Source organism: Paenibacillus sp. MBLB1832, assembly GCF_032271945.1.
In the GTDB taxonomy this organism is placed as follows: domain Bacteria; phylum Bacillota; class Bacilli; order Paenibacillales; family NBRC-103111; genus Paenibacillus_E; species Paenibacillus_E roseopurpureus.
This window is the reverse complement of the sequence record NZ_CP130319.1, coordinates 2,050,575-2,065,714: the sequence shown is the minus strand read 5'-3', so window position 1 is coordinate 2,065,714 and position 15,140 is coordinate 2,050,575. Positions and strand designations below refer to the sequence as shown.

12 protein-coding genes are annotated in these 15,140 nt (G+C 47.3%); 4 read left to right on the top strand and 8 right to left on the bottom strand.

The annotated features are described in order from the left end of the window. Positions 1-23 precede the first annotated feature (23 nt). Positions 24-899 carry an AraC family transcriptional regulator gene (locus tag MJB10_RS08895; protein ID WP_314803668.1) on the top strand — a complete coding sequence of 292 codons (876 nt, stop codon included), beginning with the start codon at positions 24-26 and terminating at the stop codon, positions 897-899. A gap of 69 nt (positions 900-968) precedes the next feature. Here MJB10_RS08895 and rpmF read toward each other — a convergent pair whose 3' ends face one another. The 5 genes from rpmF to MJB10_RS08870 form a co-directional block, all read right to left on the bottom strand. Further along, positions 969-1,145, bottom strand: coding sequence for a 50S ribosomal protein L32 (gene rpmF, locus MJB10_RS08890; protein ID WP_028553571.1), 177 nt, complete (start codon positions 1,143-1,145; stop codon positions 969-971). Between the two features lie 115 nt (positions 1,146-1,260). After that, entirely contained in the window at positions 1,261-1,803 is a 543-nt protein-coding gene (locus tag MJB10_RS08885) for a hypothetical protein (RefSeq protein WP_314803649.1), read from the bottom strand. Between the two features lie 418 nt (positions 1,804-2,221). Beyond that, a complete protein-coding gene (locus tag MJB10_RS08880) occupies positions 2,222-2,626 on the bottom strand; it encodes a hypothetical protein (protein WP_314803647.1) in 405 nt (134 codons plus the stop codon). A 182-nt stretch (positions 2,627-2,808) separates the two neighbouring features. Further along, a complete protein-coding gene (locus MJB10_RS08875) occupies positions 2,809-3,864 on the bottom strand; it encodes a glycoside hydrolase family 88 protein (protein WP_314805535.1) in 1,056 nt (351 codons plus the stop codon). Positions 3,865-3,987: 123 nt separating this feature from the next. Continuing rightward, entirely contained in the window at positions 3,988-6,489 is a 2,502-nt protein-coding gene (locus MJB10_RS08870; RefSeq protein ID WP_314803645.1) for a glycoside hydrolase family 2 TIM barrel-domain containing protein, read from the bottom strand. Between the two features lie 120 nt (positions 6,490-6,609). On the opposite strand from MJB10_RS08870, the gene MJB10_RS08865 reads away from it, so the two are divergent. Both MJB10_RS08865 and MJB10_RS08860 read left to right on the top strand, forming a co-directional pair. Then, complete coding sequence (locus MJB10_RS08865; protein WP_314803644.1) at positions 6,610-7,503, top strand: AraC family transcriptional regulator; 894 nt, start codon at positions 6,610-6,612, stop codon at positions 7,501-7,503. A 181-nt stretch (positions 7,504-7,684) separates the two neighbouring features. Continuing rightward, positions 7,685-8,140 (top strand): VOC family protein, encoded by a 456-nt coding sequence (locus MJB10_RS08860; protein WP_314803641.1) that lies wholly within the window; start codon positions 7,685-7,687, stop codon positions 8,138-8,140. Positions 8,141-8,550: 410 nt separating this feature from the next. On the opposite strand, the gene MJB10_RS08855 is transcribed toward MJB10_RS08860, so the two are convergent. The 3 genes from MJB10_RS08855 to MJB10_RS08845 all read right to left on the bottom strand — a co-directional run bounded on the left by MJB10_RS08855 (position 8,551) and on the right by MJB10_RS08845 (position 12,861). Continuing rightward, entirely contained in the window at positions 8,551-10,722 is a 2,172-nt protein-coding gene (locus MJB10_RS08855; protein ID WP_314803640.1) for a family 78 glycoside hydrolase catalytic domain, read from the bottom strand. Positions 10,723-10,906: 184 nt separating this feature from the next. Then, a complete protein-coding gene (locus MJB10_RS08850) occupies positions 10,907-12,505 on the bottom strand; it encodes a xylulokinase (protein ID WP_314803637.1) in 1,599 nt (532 codons plus the stop codon). 116 nt (positions 12,506-12,621) lie between these two features. Further along, complete coding sequence (locus tag MJB10_RS08845; RefSeq protein WP_314803634.1) at positions 12,622-12,861, bottom strand: hypothetical protein; 240 nt, start codon at positions 12,859-12,861, stop codon at positions 12,622-12,624. 411 nt (positions 12,862-13,272) lie between these two features. Here MJB10_RS08845 and MJB10_RS08840 point away from each other — a divergent pair, with 411 nt between their 5' ends. Then, positions 13,273-15,081 (top strand): copper amine oxidase N-terminal domain-containing protein, encoded by a 1,809-nt coding sequence (locus MJB10_RS08840; protein WP_314803631.1) that lies wholly within the window; start codon positions 13,273-13,275, stop codon positions 15,079-15,081. Positions 15,082-15,140: the final 59 nt, after the last annotated feature.

The window sequence follows — 15,140 nt, the reverse complement described above, 5'->3', positions numbered from 1 at the left end:
AAATTTGCACGAGAGGTGCCAATATGTATTTATGCAAAGAAACGATGGCTATGTTGAGTGATATTGCGCTTGTGTTGAATGGCCGTGAAGCCAGCTTTAAAGTGTACAATTGGGGTATTGTATCCCCTTTATTCGATAACCCCGTCCATAAGCATTCCTTCTTCGAAGTGTGCTATGTGATGGACGGCGAAGGAGAATATACGGATGATGGTATCCATTACCTTTTGAAACCAGGAACACATTTCATCTCTCGCCCAGGGGTCACGCATCAGATTCGTACGGCCAACGGGTTATTCCTACTGTATGTAGGATTCGAGCTGGATCATGCCCAATCTAGTGAGACGATGCGCGAAAGCTTCCAACACCTCGCTGAGCACGCTGTCGTCGTTGTGGAAGAGGCAGCGCAGCATCCCACTGCTTTGCTCTGGAAATCGCTCTTGCTTCAAGAAAAACCCGCCAGCAACCTGCCGCAAGCCGCCATTCCATCCATTTCCTATTCGTTATTGTTGTCGTTTCTCACGCTATTTGGGGGGCGTGTGAATCGAACAAGCCAGCCTCGCCAACATTCGAATCACTACCTTCAGCAGGCCAAGCTATTTATCCGTGATAATTTATCGCAGCCGCTGAGTTTACAGCTTGTCGCCAACTATTTGAATGTATCGGAGCGCCACTTGTCCCGTTTGTTTGCGTCTGGCATACATGAAAACTTTACTCAATTCGTTCGCGACGAACGAATTCGTCAGGGATCACACTTATTAATGAATAGTGAGCTTTCGATCAAGGAAATCGCCGAAGCAACAGGCTTTTCTTCCGTTCATTATTTCTCGCGACTGTTTATGGAGGTTATCGGCCTGCCCCCTGCGAAGTTTCGCAAGCAGCATCAAACCTCCCAGGCATGAAGCGAGGCAAAAGAACATCAAAAAAGAGACTGTCAAGTGACAGTCTCTTCTCCGTTCCAGTTCATAAGCTTATTGAGCTTTTACAATCTCTCTACCCTTATATGAACCGCAGTTTTTGCAAACGTGATGTGCTTTCTTAAGCTCTGCACATTGTTCACACTTCACCATGCCTGGAACTTCCAGTTTAAAGTGAGTACGGCGCTTATCGCGACGTGTTTTGGACGTTCTTCGTTGAGGAACAGCCATCTTCAAAACACCTCCTGTTCATTGCATAAAACAACAAGAGTTATCATAGCCTTATTGAATTCATTTGTCAACAATTATCACAATAATGTCATGGGTTTGACAGACCCACGCATATTCATTGGTCAAACCGCAACCCGTTCAATACACCAATGAATTGCTTTTTGGTTGCCGCTTCTTTATCATGATTTGAAAATTCCAGCACGTAAATAATTTTATCTTGTATCGGTATGACAGCGAAATAAACGTCATGTGTGCCAGTCAGACCGGAGGCGGCTGTACCGTTGTCAGCGTCGAGAGTATAAAGCTTAATGCTTCCGATGGGAGTATCGATCACCTCTTCATTCGTAATTTCGCTATGGTTGGGTTTATACAATTTGAAATCAAAATCATCCGTATACGGGTACTTGGCAACACGCCCGAGGTCTGCCCCGTTCTCATCGGTTAGGAGCGCGTCTAATCGGTCTTTGGTTAACAACTGCTCTGTAGATTCTACGTTATTGTTGGTTGCTGAATATAAAGCACGTCCCCATTTACCAATAAGAATCAGATCATGATTAGTACGAGGATCTCCGTTACTATATACGATAAGTGAGCCTGGTCCATCATCTGCTTCTTCAAAATAATCCCCTTTTTCACATTTCACGTAACCGAATTTCATTCCAGGTTCTGCTGACGTGTTTTCGGTTTTTATTTGGTACACCTTTCCAACCCAAGTAATCGTCTGCGGTGGAACTTCACATGAAGTAGAATTACCGATTAGTTCGGACTTCGAATTCTGATTGATTACTTGTTCAGTTGTTGGCGAGGGACTCGATGGTTTTTGAGTAAACACCGAGCTTGTTTGTTCCAAACTCGGAGAATCAACTTTAGACTCACACCCAGATGCGAAAAAGAGAAGAAAATTAATCATAAGTAATAAACCCAGCAATTTCAAACCTTATCACCACCATGTATGAATGCCTTTCATCATTTTAGACGAAACTAATTTACGAAAAGTTATAAATATCCAGCCCTTTTTAATAGGAAAAACCTTCACTCCCACGTATGATGCGGAAATGAAGGTTCTACTTATGTACTCACCGTTCGCCGACCGTACGAATCCCTAACCGCGCGTACTTAATCCGCTCCATCGCCTGTTCTAGTCCTTCCGATGCATCGACGGATGTTTGAATGCCTTCATAGTTCTGGAGCATAAATCTATGTATAATTGCTAGAAAATCTTTCGCCTCTTCCTTGGTAAAGTCGAAAACGTCCCCCAATGTCGTGGAGTGATAGGACGATTCCAGCTTCCGCAGTTCGTAGGCGTCTTCCCCAAGAACGTGATACAAATGATATTTATTTTCCTGATACGAAAATTCCAGCATGTACCGACCTGCAATGGGAGGCAGCTTCGTCGTATTTGTCAACACAATCGGCCCTTTATCAAAGCCGTGTGAAGCCAATTGACTTGACCATGCACGGTTGAGCTTGTCTAAGTACATGTGCGGGAATCTCCTTCCGTTTTAAATGACCATTAAAAAGTTAGTATTTCATTTACCTCCATATTTATACTTTTCCTAGCATACAACAACAATAACAACAATAAGCACCCCGGAGGTGCCTATTGTCCTCATTACAACTATCTATTTACCACAAAATCATAAATTCCTTTGGTGTCGTTAATTTAAAATATGCGTTGTTCCCACCCAAGCAGCTTGGCAATCGCTTCAACATAATAATAATCGCCATAGATGAGCGAAACGTTTATGTTCTGTCCCGCTGGTTTATTCCCTGTGCCCCCCAAGAGGATGGCTTGATGATCTGGCTGATCCCACGTACCGTAATGCTGCGTCAGAGAGAGCAGCATCCGCTCGGCTGCGCGGCGGTACACAGCGCCTTCTTGGTCTGGCAGGGCAGCTGCCAGATCGATCAAACCAGAGGCAGCACATGAAGCTGCTGATGTATCCCTCGGCTCGTTATCCAACGATTGGCCGGCGCGGAAATCCCAATGCGCCACATCGTCGTCTGGCAGACAAGCCAGGAAGTAGTTGGCCACTCGCTGAGCCGCTTTTAAGTACTGTGTTTCCCCAGTGAATCGGTATACATTCGCCAAACCATGCAACGCCCAAGCCGCTCCTCGGCTCCAAGCCGATTGTGGACCAACACCTTGACCGCCAAGCGATTCAATGAGCTCGCCAGTCCAAGGATCGAAACTTAAAATATGGTTCACAGAGCCGTCCTCACGAATGAATTTGTCGACAACCGTATTCGCATGCGCTATGCCGATATGTTCAAAGCGCGGATCCCCTGACACCACAGAGGCCCAGAATAGTAGGGACAAATTCATCGTTGAATCCACGATCGCCCAACCCAGCTTATCCTGATTCCAAGCACGCAGAAATTTGCCTGCGAGATTGAATCGCCCTGCCAAGAAATTAGCCGCTTGAAGTCCGCGCCGCAAACCGTCCGAATCCCCTGTCAGCTTATGCTTAATGACGGCAGTCGGCAAATACTGAAAGCCGACATCATGATGGAAATTGTTATCACGGATGCTCGCTTGTTCGAATTTACCATCCCATTCCCAAGCTGCTTCCTTGTAATGCGCTTTGCCTGTCATGTCATGCATAATCCACAAAATCCCAGGCCAGAAGCCTGACGTCCACCAATCGAGTCGCAAATCATCATAGATGCCATCTTCCTTGGCAACATGCGGAGATTTCTCCCCAAGCTGTTCCATCATCCGATCGACCTTCACTTGCAGCGCTTCCCACAGTTGGGGCAAAATTTCTTCAAGCTTCTGAGCTTCTTTCCATCTGCCAGTATCTATAAGTTCTCTCACGCTGACGTCCTCCTCAAAGTAGTTTCATTTCATAACTTCGATAATGGCGGTTACTGTAGACATCCCTTCACACGCTGCGCTGATCACGGATATGTATCTCTGCTGGGCAGCTCGTTTAGAAACTGCTATGGAAGATGCGGGACCGCCTGCGCTTACGAAATCCGTTACCGTTATCCCAGCCGGTAAGCCACCACACGTATCTACATAAATTCCTGCACGTCCCCCAGCTAGCTGCACTTGTCTTGAGCCTCGAATCGTGCCGAGATTATCAAGCAGCTTCCCATCCCCGGCCAATCCAAATCGAACAAATTCAGACGCGTTCGGGCAAAATACACCGTTCGCGTCATACGCCCGAACTTCCACGTAAACACGGCCATCTGTCAAAGTTTCCGTTGTTAATTTGATCTCATTCGGCTCTCCCCAAGCCTCGGATTGATACGTGAATCTCAGCTCATCGCTCACAATTTCGCCGTTACATACCGCTTCCGCACGCAGGTGATACTCGCCTGCTGTAAGCACCGTCTCCCAGCGAAGTCCTGCGCAAGGGAAATCTTGCGAATCACGCTGCTTCGCGCCCAAGCTTTGTCCATTCAGGAACAACTCAACCTGCTCGGCATTCGAGTAGACTTTAATCAGCTTACGTTCTCCCTCCATGCCCCAACGAACGGGCATCGTATGCCCATAAATGCGAACCATCGGCTTGTCTGACCAGTATGATTGGAACACATAGAAGGCTTCCTTCGGCGTCAGGTCACGCTCGACAATCCCCTTCATGTTCAGGTAAGGAATCGGTGAATCCGGCCGTACTGGCGTAGCAAAATCCTTGAAGGACCACTGTGCTGCGCCTGTCAGCCACTCCATCTTCTCCTGCGATTTCAAGTACCAATCGATCATTTCACAGAAATACGTTTCCGACCAATCGCCATCTCGCGATACACGCGGCTCACCGCCGGTTAATAAATAATCGCCATCGCGTTCATCCGTAACACCATCGGCATTCTGCATCAATGAAAAGCCCGTGTACGGCTTCTCCACATGACGAGTCGGCAAATTATCTGCACCCCATTCCATATGGAAGAAGGAGTCGACGTTTTCGAATGCGGTCTGACAGCTTGATTCATAATCCGTATAGACGCCGCGATACCATCCTGCCCAGATGGAAGGCGAGTATATATCGATAATATCTTTGCAGAATTCACAACGGCGAATTGCTGTTAATCGATTAGGGTCAAGCTCATGAGACAGATCGTGCAAGCGCTTCATGAAAGTACGAATCTCCTGCTGATCGAAGTAATCGAAATCGCATTCCCAATCGTTCTCATTGCCTAGTCCCCATAGGATAACCGAAGGGTGATTATAATGCTGAGAAATCATCGCTGTCAGCATATCGATGCACTGCTGGCGATAGGCAGGACCGCCAAGCCCGCCGCGGCACCAAGGGATTTCTTCCCAGACTAGAATACCTAGCTCATCACATAGATCCAGCACAATACGAGACTGCTGATAATGCCCAAGGCGAATAAAATTAGCGCCCATCTCCTTAATAAGCTGCATTTCTTCACGAATCATGTTCTCTGTCATAGCAGCTCCGACTGCGGCATGATCTTCATGCCGGTGCGTACCGCGCAGCAATAATCGCTCTCCGTTCAGCTTGAACGGGCCCTGTTTGACAAATTCAAACGTGCGGAAGCCAAACCTTTCTTGGCTTGTCATCTCACCATCCTCGCAGCGAAGCGTGACAGAGATTTCATATAAATACGGATCCGAAACGGACCACAGATGTGGGTTAGGTACTTCAAAGACAGCGATCTCCTGCTCGTCTTGCCAAGTTGGCGATGAAAGCTCTGCTTGTTCAACGACCGATCCGTCTTTCCCTTTTAAAACAATTGTAAGTGAAATGTTCTCGGTGATCCCAACAGGATTGTACAGCTTGGCGCGTACCTTGACCTGCCCGCTTCTTGCCTTCTGTGCAGATACATTGTCCACATGTGTTTCCACATGCACCTGAGCCAGCGAAATTTGCGGCACATAGACGAGATTCAGATAACGGTATACGCCGCCATACAGATTGAAATCACTCGCATCCGAAGGGATCGTCTCCAGTTCTCGGCTATTATCGCAAGCAATTGCAACGGGTACTTGTCCCGCATAGCGATCAATGCCTTGAGCCCGTTCGATCGCCTCCGAAATGTCCACCGTGAACTCATCATATCCGCCAAGGTGGGAACCCACCTTTTCCGTATAAATGTACACGTCTGTTCGTTGCCCCGCACCTTCAAAATGGAGCAGCGTCCTTCCCTTTGGGTAAGGGTTGTGTATATCAAGCTTGTTCCGATACCAACCTTGTCCTTGATAATAGGTATGATCGGGGTCCATCACATCATACCCGTTGTATGTATGTGGAAGCGTCACTGACTCCCAAGGGACATTATAATGATTTTGCAGCTTATCGGAACGCCACACCTCCCAAACACCGCCTAAAGATCCGCGATAGTGCTCCCAATGCTCCGTTAATCGTTGTTTCATCTTGCTCCCTGTCTCCTTCTAGTTGCGCTTTAACCTGTTTTCATCGTACCAAAAAAAAGGCTGAAAAAGTGTAGCCTACTTATGATAAAATGTTGTTATATTACGATGAGGAGTTCTCCCATGAAGCTGATGAATTACTTAAACCTTAACGTGCACCCTGTGCAATTATCGTTTTTCAAAGATAGAACGCATACATTCGAAGAAATATTTCATGCACATCAGGGCATGGAGCTTCTCGTCGTTCATGAAGGTAGAGGAATTGTCATAATTGAACAACAAATTGTTGAACTTTCGCCAGGGTCGATTTTCTGCTTCAGACCCTTTCAGCTGCATCGCATCCGAATTCACAATCTGCCCGAGGATCGCTATGTCCGATCACTTTTCGTGCTGGAGCCTGCCGTTCTGGACGCGGCGCTCACCGCATTCCCTGCTCTGCGCGAGTTCTTCAGGCAATTATGGCAGGATCCGCTCATGCCGCAGGCATTACGAAGCGATAATTTGTTGGACCTTGAGGCTTTGTTACGCAGTTACGAACCGAAAATTACGGCTGCACGAGAGCACGGTCCTGAGCGATTGCTGGAGGAACAACTCCTTTTCCTCACCGCTTTCTTGCATCAACTCCGCGCTGACTCGGAAAAGGCCAGCCATTCACCATCGCATGCGGGGTTGAAGCCTTCTAGCAAAAGCTCCACAACAGCTGAGCGAATGCTTGCGTGGATTGAAGCGCATTACATGGAGCCGTTTAAGCTGGATGTGCTTGCGGAGGCGGTACACCTGACACCGAACCATGTCTCGGCCACCTTTCGTCAATCCATAGGCAGCACCATCACCGAGTACTTGACCGCTCGGAGGATCCGACAAGCGTGCTGGCTTCTGCGCACGACTGACATGTCCGTACAACAAATCGGAGAAGCCGTCGGGTTGGGTGACTTCTCCTACTTTTGCCAGCTATTTAAGAAACATGTAGGAGTTTCGCCTTATAAATTCAAGAAAAAGCCTTATGATTTCTCGTAAGGCTCTAACAAACAAGTTTTTTTCTTATCCAGCGCAACGCCGCCCATCATATCTTGCCCAAGCTTTTTCCAATCCAACTGAATGGCCTGTTGAATATCTTCGGGCTCGATTCCTTCTTGTAAGGAGTTTAGGTCTACCCATATAATTTGGTTAAAGTGTAAAGATGCAGGAGGTTATAATTATGATTAACAACCGTTCCGTACCACCCAATGATTTGCTCCCACACCTTTTCTATGAAGATGTTGAAGCAGCAAGCAACTGGCTAAATACTCGGTTCGGCTTCAGCGAATATTTCCGCTTCAAACAACCAGACGGACAACTCCATGGCGTAATGATGTATTATGGACGTGCATGGATCATGCTCAAAAATACGAGCCTCTCCTTAACTAGTCCAATCAAACTAGGCTCTTCAACCCAGTCTCTCATGATATTCGTTGAGGATATCGAGTCGCATTACGAACATTCCAAATCGTCTGGCGCTAATATCCTGGAAGAACTTATGGAAACGGAATATGGCGAACGGCATTACGTAGTCCTAGACCTCGAGGGACACCAGTGGATATTTGCGAAGCACATAAAAGATGTTAGTCCCATTGAATGGGGAGCGGAGATTAGAAGTTTACCAATTGGATTCTAAAAAGGAGTAATAAAGATCAGTACGTAAAAAACAAGCTACTCTTCGCTTTTCGATAGAGCAGCTTGTTTTTTTATTATTTATTTAATTACACACATTGAATTCATGGACCGACCAGTAATTCGCTGGAGCCGTGCCTGTTTGGACGACCTTGATATATCTAGCTGAAACGGTGAAATACTGCCCTGGCACTTGCGCCCCCCCCTGTGCTCCAGCGCGTTAACAAATTGTTGCTCCGCAGCTACCGTAGGTGTTCATCCGATTTTCATAGGTGCCATGTAGACCAGCGCTTTCTGATCGCCCATAGCAAGTCGAATGAAATTCATTTTTGGGAACCGTCCGATTTTTTAGGTAAAAAAAATGAGTCAATGCCAATAACAGCCTTGACTCGTTTAATTAATAGAGCTAACTATCTATTGCAACGAATATACTAATCTTTCCCCATCAAATGCCAACTTCATCCGTCCAGTTGGAAGCGATAGATGTAAATCAAACGGCTGCATACCTTCGGGAAGATGGGCAGTGCATCCGAACTCCTGCCATCCTTCAGCCAGTGGATGCAGTCCGATTAGATCTTCGATCAGCACTGAAATCGGCGCGCTCGCCCATGCATGGCATAAGCTCGTGTTCCACTTCTGATCTTTCCCCCAAGCCTCGAAGGCAGTCGTTGCGCCTTCACGCAGCATATTTTGCCACGAGTGCTCATCGTCAGACATGATTAACTCATAGATCAGTCCGTACTCCCCAACCTTAGCTAAGCTTTTAAGCACAAAATAAGACATATAGACGCCGCAACTGAAGCGTTTCTGACGGATTAATGCCACGATGGCCGCAACGGATTCCTCAGGTGCAATGCCATAGAACATTGACAGTACATTGGCATGTAAGGATGAATGTTCCGTCAGCTCAGAATCCGCGAACAAGCGTACTTCAGGACGATAAAAAGCAGAACGAAAAGCTCGATTCAATGCTGACGTTTGATCTTCGTAAGCAATCCCAAGTACGTCCTTGATCTCTTGCACAGATCGGATAGCGCCGATATAAAAAGCGTTCATAACCGCATGGCAACCGTCGCTAACAGGTCGAGTCAATGGGAAATCATACCCGTCTCTGAGATTGTCCGGCCAATCGACCAGATTCCATTTTTCTTTGACGTGTTCAATCAATCCGTCCTCCCGCTGATAGCGGTTAAAATAACTTACGACTCCCTCGGCATACGGCAGCATGTCCTGGAGAAACGCTCGATCACCAGTCAGCTTGTAGTACGTCAACAGCTGCAATGGCCACAAGCAGGAAAAGTCCGCAATCTCCTGCATCAGATTCCCTGGCACGACCGCCATCAGACCTGGGCACACGGCAGAGCTTGAGGAGAACTCATGCAGCGCCTTCTTCCACATGCGCGGATCGCCGCTAACGTACAAGTGGGCATGCCCGATCACCGTATTGTCACCGAGGTACTGCCCCTTCTCCCTGCTAGGACAATCGAGGTACGATTCCTGCGTACAATTGCGCAGCGCCCGATCGCAAATATCCCAAATGCCTTGTAGGATCGGATCCTGACTTTTAAAGACGGCATAACTTCCCTTCAATTGCGGATAATGACGAACAACCGCCGAGATGGAATGGGGATCAACCAAGGATTCGGTCGAAATAACCTCGACATAACGGAATGTTTTATAATCAAAATTTTCCAATACCTGCTCGCCGTCCGACAACGTCCAAAACTCCTGATAGTCGCAATTGCACCGCATTTGAAAGCGTACCGTGCCATCTTCATGAAGCTCCTCACCGCATCTGACCTCAATCTGAGCTCCCGCAGTGCCGGATGCCATAAGGGATACCTGACCGGTTATCTCTTCCCCGAAATCGATGATGAAATGACCTACGTCTAGTATTGTAATCTGCGCAGGCACCATTTGATACGTATCCACCACCGGTGTAGGCTGGCAGTAAAGTGCATAGTCATGCTTCGCTAATGGAACGGCACGTTCCCAGCTGGCATCGTAAAAGCCCGGCATGTTCCAGCCGGGAATATCGAGCCGGTTATCGATGTGCTCCAAATACTGCGTCTCATAACCGACAGTCGCCGCCTGCGAGTCGCCATACTTCCACAATCGTTTGCAGGTCCAGCTTGCGTCGCTCTGACACAACACCTCATCCCCTGCCTTCAGTTCGGCAATAAGTCCCTGCCTTAAATCCCCGCTGCTGTAGGCTCGGTTCACAAGCCCCTGATAGTACACGTGAACCGCAATAACATTTACACCTTCCATGACAAAAGGAGAAATATCGAGCTGGTTGTAATAATAATGAAACTTGTAGTTTTGAGCGGGGCCCTGCGCGACATAGCGGCCGTTCACATACAGCTTGTAATAATCGTCGGCGCTCAAATCAAGCAGCAGGGGAACTCCGCAGCTTGCAACCCGCTCCAGGAAGAACTCCTTGCGGAACAAGGCGTGATGATGCTTGAGCTGAACCGGGTGCTCGAAAGGCTCGGGCGGAAGCGTTTCTTTGTAGAGAAGGTCAACGGGACTCGCGTCGATGAAATCGGGATGCTGAATCCAAGTCGCTGCCCAAGCTTTATCCATGTTAGAATCTCCCTTATTGATACATATTCGTTATATGCCTTTACAATAATCGCTTGGCGGGAAGCCTGTCAACTCTTCAATTCGACTGACCTTTGGCTGTGCGTTTTTGAACTTTACATTTTAAAAAAAGCGGCTGCCAAGGACGAAAAGAAGTCCTTAACTGCCGCTTTATGAAGATCTAAGCTTATTTCAAATACTCAACCGCTGCGCGCTCGATAGCCAAACCTTCACGGTATCTCTGCATGAAATCTTCAAACCCTTCAACATCTGTTGACTCAGGCAACACGGTTTTACCTGCTTTGGCCGCGAATACCTTCGTTTTCAAAAATGCCTCTAAGGTCTCTGTCTCCTCTTTGTTCATCATGTAGGAAGCCAATAACGCGATCCCCCATGCTCCGCCCTCACCGGCGGTTTCCATTACGGAAACAGGCACATTCAATGCAGCCGCCATGATACGCTGACCGACTACTTCTGTCTTGAAGAAGCCGCCATGTCCAAGGATTTCTTCTAGTTTGACGTTTTCCTTTTTGAGCAGAATGTCCATCCCTATTTTGAGTGCGCCTAAAGCGGTAAACAAATGGACGCGGATAAAATTGGCCAAATTAAATTTCGAGTGGGATGAACGAACGAATAATGGACGTCCTTCTTCAAAATGTGTCATATGTTCGCCAGAGAGATAGCCGTAAGCCAACAAGCCGCCGCAGTCTGGATCGCCCTGAAGCGCTAAATTATACAGCTTTTCGTACAATTGACTTCGATCCAGATCGAGCCCCATTGTTTTCGCAAACTCATCGAACAGGCCTACCCAAGCATTAAGGTCCGAAGAGCAATTATTGGAATGAGCCATGGCAACCAAGCTGCCAGCCGGGGTGGTTACGAGATCAATTTCGTCATAGACGCGAGAGAGCTCCCGTTCGAGTACAACCATGGCAAAGACGGAAGTTCCCGCCGATACATTCCCTGTCCGCTCTGCAATGCTGTTCGTTGCTACCATACCTGTCCCCGCGTCGCCTTCAGGCGGACAGATCGGAATACCAGCTTTTAACTCACCCGTCACATCCAGCAACTTAGCTCCTTCTTCTGAAAGGGAAGATTTCTGTTCTCCTGCCACTAAAACTTCGGGTAAAATATCTTCAAGCGACCAGGAAAGATTATGTTCTGCAATCAACGCATTAAATTGCCCTATCATGTTGGCATTAAATTTTTTGGTAGCAAGGTCAATCGGGAATACGCCAGATGCTTCCCCTACGCCGAGCACCTTTTGCCCAGTGAGTTTCCAATGTATATATCCTGCGAGCGTAGTTTGGAAATGAATCTGGGAGATATGCTCCTCTTGATTCAGAATCGCTTGATACAGATGGGCGATGCTCCAACGCTGAGGGATTTGAAAGTTAAATTGTTCCGTCAACACTTTGGAGGCTTGTTCCGTTATATTATTTCGCCAAGTACGGAATGGAACTAACTGCTCGCCAGCTTCATCAAACACCATATAACCGTGCATCATACCGCTAAACCCGATGGCTCCAATCGTCTGTAATGGAACGCCGTAACGAGCTTTTACCTCGTCAGCCATCTTCCGATAACAATCTTGCAGCCCCTGCCAAATATCATCAAGGCCGTATGTCCAAATGTGATTCACATAGCTATTCTCCCAATCATAACTGCCAGAAGCAATGGGGGAGAAATCCTCGCCGATTAGAACGGCCTTAATTCTCGTAGAACCAAACTCAATACCCAGAGATGTTCTTCCGCTTAGAATAGCGTCTTTGATGTCATAACTCACCGATCATTCCTCCAATCATGTTAGGTACGCAACAACGCGACTACTCTCATTATAACTTGTACGTACAAGTTAATCTAGTGTTTTTCACATTGTACATACAAACTTGAAACGGAATTTCATGTCCTCCTCAAACCACATGCGGAAATCGTAAAGGAGCACATCGTAAAAGCAACCGTCACTTCATTCGCAAACTCCAGATTGACGACCTGATGGTCGACCACATTGTAGTCGCAACGATACACACATCTACCGTACAGTCCCTCCTTCAATGCCTGAAGAAAGCCCTCATCGCTTAGATCATGGCATACCACTTTACGCAGCACGTTGCCGACCCAATCCTTCCGCTCCAAGTACATCTTTGGGGCAAAATAAGGGCATTCATTCTGTACTAGATAGCCGTCCGTTTCGCCAGTTCCCTCTGACAAAGCTATGTGCTTTATGGCGTTGCTCGACATTTTCGGTATGCGTAATTGAGATCAGGAGACCAATCGTGCCATCTGTCAGCAGCCACTTCATCCCCTAATCACACATTCTTCAGGGCTTGGAGACATCGACTTCTCCAGCAGCACATGATAACCTTTCTTCAGTGCGCGGATAGCAGGCTCAAAATGCATCTTGTCCCTCATGTTATATGCTTCTTCCCAAACCATTCCCGAAACGACTCCCAAAGCTTTCCCAGACTTTTCCCAGCGATGTCTCTAGGAAAGTGATTTGCAGGCATTGTAAGATAATGCCAGAAGCAAATTCGAGTTGGGAGGAACATTATCATGACTAAAAAAAGCAAATCAATCATTCACTCCGTTGGGCTAAGCTCAGTGCTGGCCGGTGTAATCGCGTTTGGAGGGATCGCAGCCGCTTTTGGCGAAACGGTGCCGACAGGCGTTGAAATCAAAGAATTCAGCCTGCTGGATACCGCAAGGGATGTTGTTGGCGCTGCCGATTTTACCCCGGAAGGAAATAAGGATGGCCACTTTAAGCTGCTGCTGAACCTCGCGAATAAAACAACGATTAAGTCTGTTGTTTTGCGGTCAACTGATGATTACGGCAAAGATAACTATCAAGGCGTTTGGCGAACAAACCGCGTCACAACAGGTTGGCTGTTGGGCATTGTGCAGGATAAAACCGTAGTTACACCTAGCGGAACCACCCATATAAGTGAAATTATCAACCCAGGCTTCCGCAAAGATGTGAAAGAGCCCGTGGGCGAATTTGCAGGTAACCTTACGTTTGATTTGTACGCCAGCAATAACGGTACAATCAAAGAAACCCAATCTTATGTGCTTGAGATTGAGACCCCCGAAGGTACGGTTGTTTCGAAACCAATCAAGTATAATAAGCCAATGACAAGTGGCGGAACATCTTCAACGCCATCGCCTACATCAACGCCAAGTCCGAGCCCGACACCTGTACCGACGACACCAACACCATCACCAACACCAATTCCTAGCCCGAACCCTTCCAGTCCGCCGGTACCTGCTCCAGCACAAGGTCCGACGATTCACGTATGGCTGTTGGGTCAAGAACTCCAATTTGAAGACGCCAAACCCATTATTAAAGACGGATCTACACTAGTTCCATTTCGCAAACTATTTGAAGCTCTTGGTTTCTCTGTGACTTGGATCGATAACGGAACTACACAAAGGGCGATTGGGACGAAAGATGGGCTAACAATCGAACTCACGATGAACAGCGCCACAGCCAAAGTGAACGGCAAAGATGTCAGCTTGAGCATCCCAGCTCAAATCATTGATAATCACACCATGGTACCGCTTCGATTTGTTGCGGAAAACAGCGGTTATCAAGTCACTTATGCGAGCGATGGAACTACCGCAACAATCCGGATTGATGAGCCTGAGGACACAAGTTCAACACCCGAACCAACACCTGTACCCGTACCAGCACCGATTCCAGATTTCCCAAAAGAAACCGCTGAGCCTTATGTAGCAAAAGGCTATGTGCGCGACATGCAAGGTCACCCGCTGTCTGATATTGTGGTGTATGCCGATAACACGTTGTTATACGACAGTAACATCATTGGTGTCACCGATGAGAATGGTCATTATGAGATCGAATTGCCGCAACTAGCGACGTCCTGGTCGATGTCAGCTGATATCACCAAATCATTTAACGGCAAAAAATACAAATTCCATCTTGAACCAGAAAATGAAGTTCCATTAACGGGAAGTAAAGGCGGGGTTCGAAATTTTACTTGGACGGATTTTAACGGACAAATTTATATTTATCCATTTTTCACATCTTCCAATGACTCGATGCCAGAATTCGATTTGAGCGATCTGGAAGTGACACTCACACCGGTTGGTCCGCTCCTTGATGGCAGCACTGGACAAACGATCATTAAACGTGGCGGTCCGGTTATTGGCGGCGGAGGTATTGATGGAATTCCGATCGGTAAATACAAGGCAACGGCTCGATGGATGCCCGAAGGATACGCTCCGATCCCTCTGCAAATTAGCGATGGCGGTGTCTATTCCAATTCTGTCGAATTCGAATTTCGTGAGCCTAACGGCGTAAACACGTCCAAATATCTAAGCGAGCTTGAAGTCAAAATTCCATAAAAAAACAAGCCCGAGGATCCCTTCCTTCGGGCTTGTTCACTAACTACAACAACTTCCTA

Bases quoted from the DNA above. Each gene is read 5' to 3' on its own strand.
- MJB10_RS08880 (WP_314803647.1), bottom strand. From the start codon at position 2,626: ATGTACTTAGACAAGCTCAACCGTGCATGGTCAAGTCAATTGGCTTCA.
- MJB10_RS08870 (WP_314803645.1), bottom strand. From the start codon at position 6,489: ATGAAACAACGATTAACGGAGCATTGGGAGCACTATCGCGGATCTTTA.
- MJB10_RS08855 (WP_314803640.1), bottom strand. From the start codon at position 10,722: ATGGATAAAGCTTGGGCAGCGACTTGGATTCAGCATCCCGATTTCATC.
- MJB10_RS08885 (WP_314803649.1), bottom strand. From the start codon at position 1,803: ATGAAATTCGGTTACGTGAAATGTGAAAAAGGGGATTATTTTGAAGAA.
- MJB10_RS08860 (WP_314803641.1), top strand. From the start codon at position 7,685: ATGATTAACAACCGTTCCGTACCACCCAATGATTTGCTCCCACACCTT.
- rpmF (WP_028553571.1), bottom strand. From the start codon at position 1,145: ATGGCTGTTCCTCAACGAAGAACGTCCAAAACACGTCGCGATAAGCGC.
- MJB10_RS08865 (WP_314803644.1), top strand. From the start codon at position 6,610: ATGAAGCTGATGAATTACTTAAACCTTAACGTGCACCCTGTGCAATTA.
- MJB10_RS08845 (WP_314803634.1), bottom strand. From the start codon at position 12,861: ATGTACTTGGAGCGGAAGGATTGGGTCGGCAACGTGCTGCGTAAAGTG.
- MJB10_RS08875 (WP_314805535.1), bottom strand. From the start codon at position 3,864: ATGATGGAACAGCTTGGGGAGAAATCTCCGCATGTTGCCAAGGAAGAT.
- MJB10_RS08840 (WP_314803631.1), top strand. From the start codon at position 13,273: ATGACTAAAAAAAGCAAATCAATCATTCACTCCGTTGGGCTAAGCTCA.
- MJB10_RS08895 (WP_314803668.1), top strand. From the start codon at position 24: ATGTATTTATGCAAAGAAACGATGGCTATGTTGAGTGATATTGCGCTT.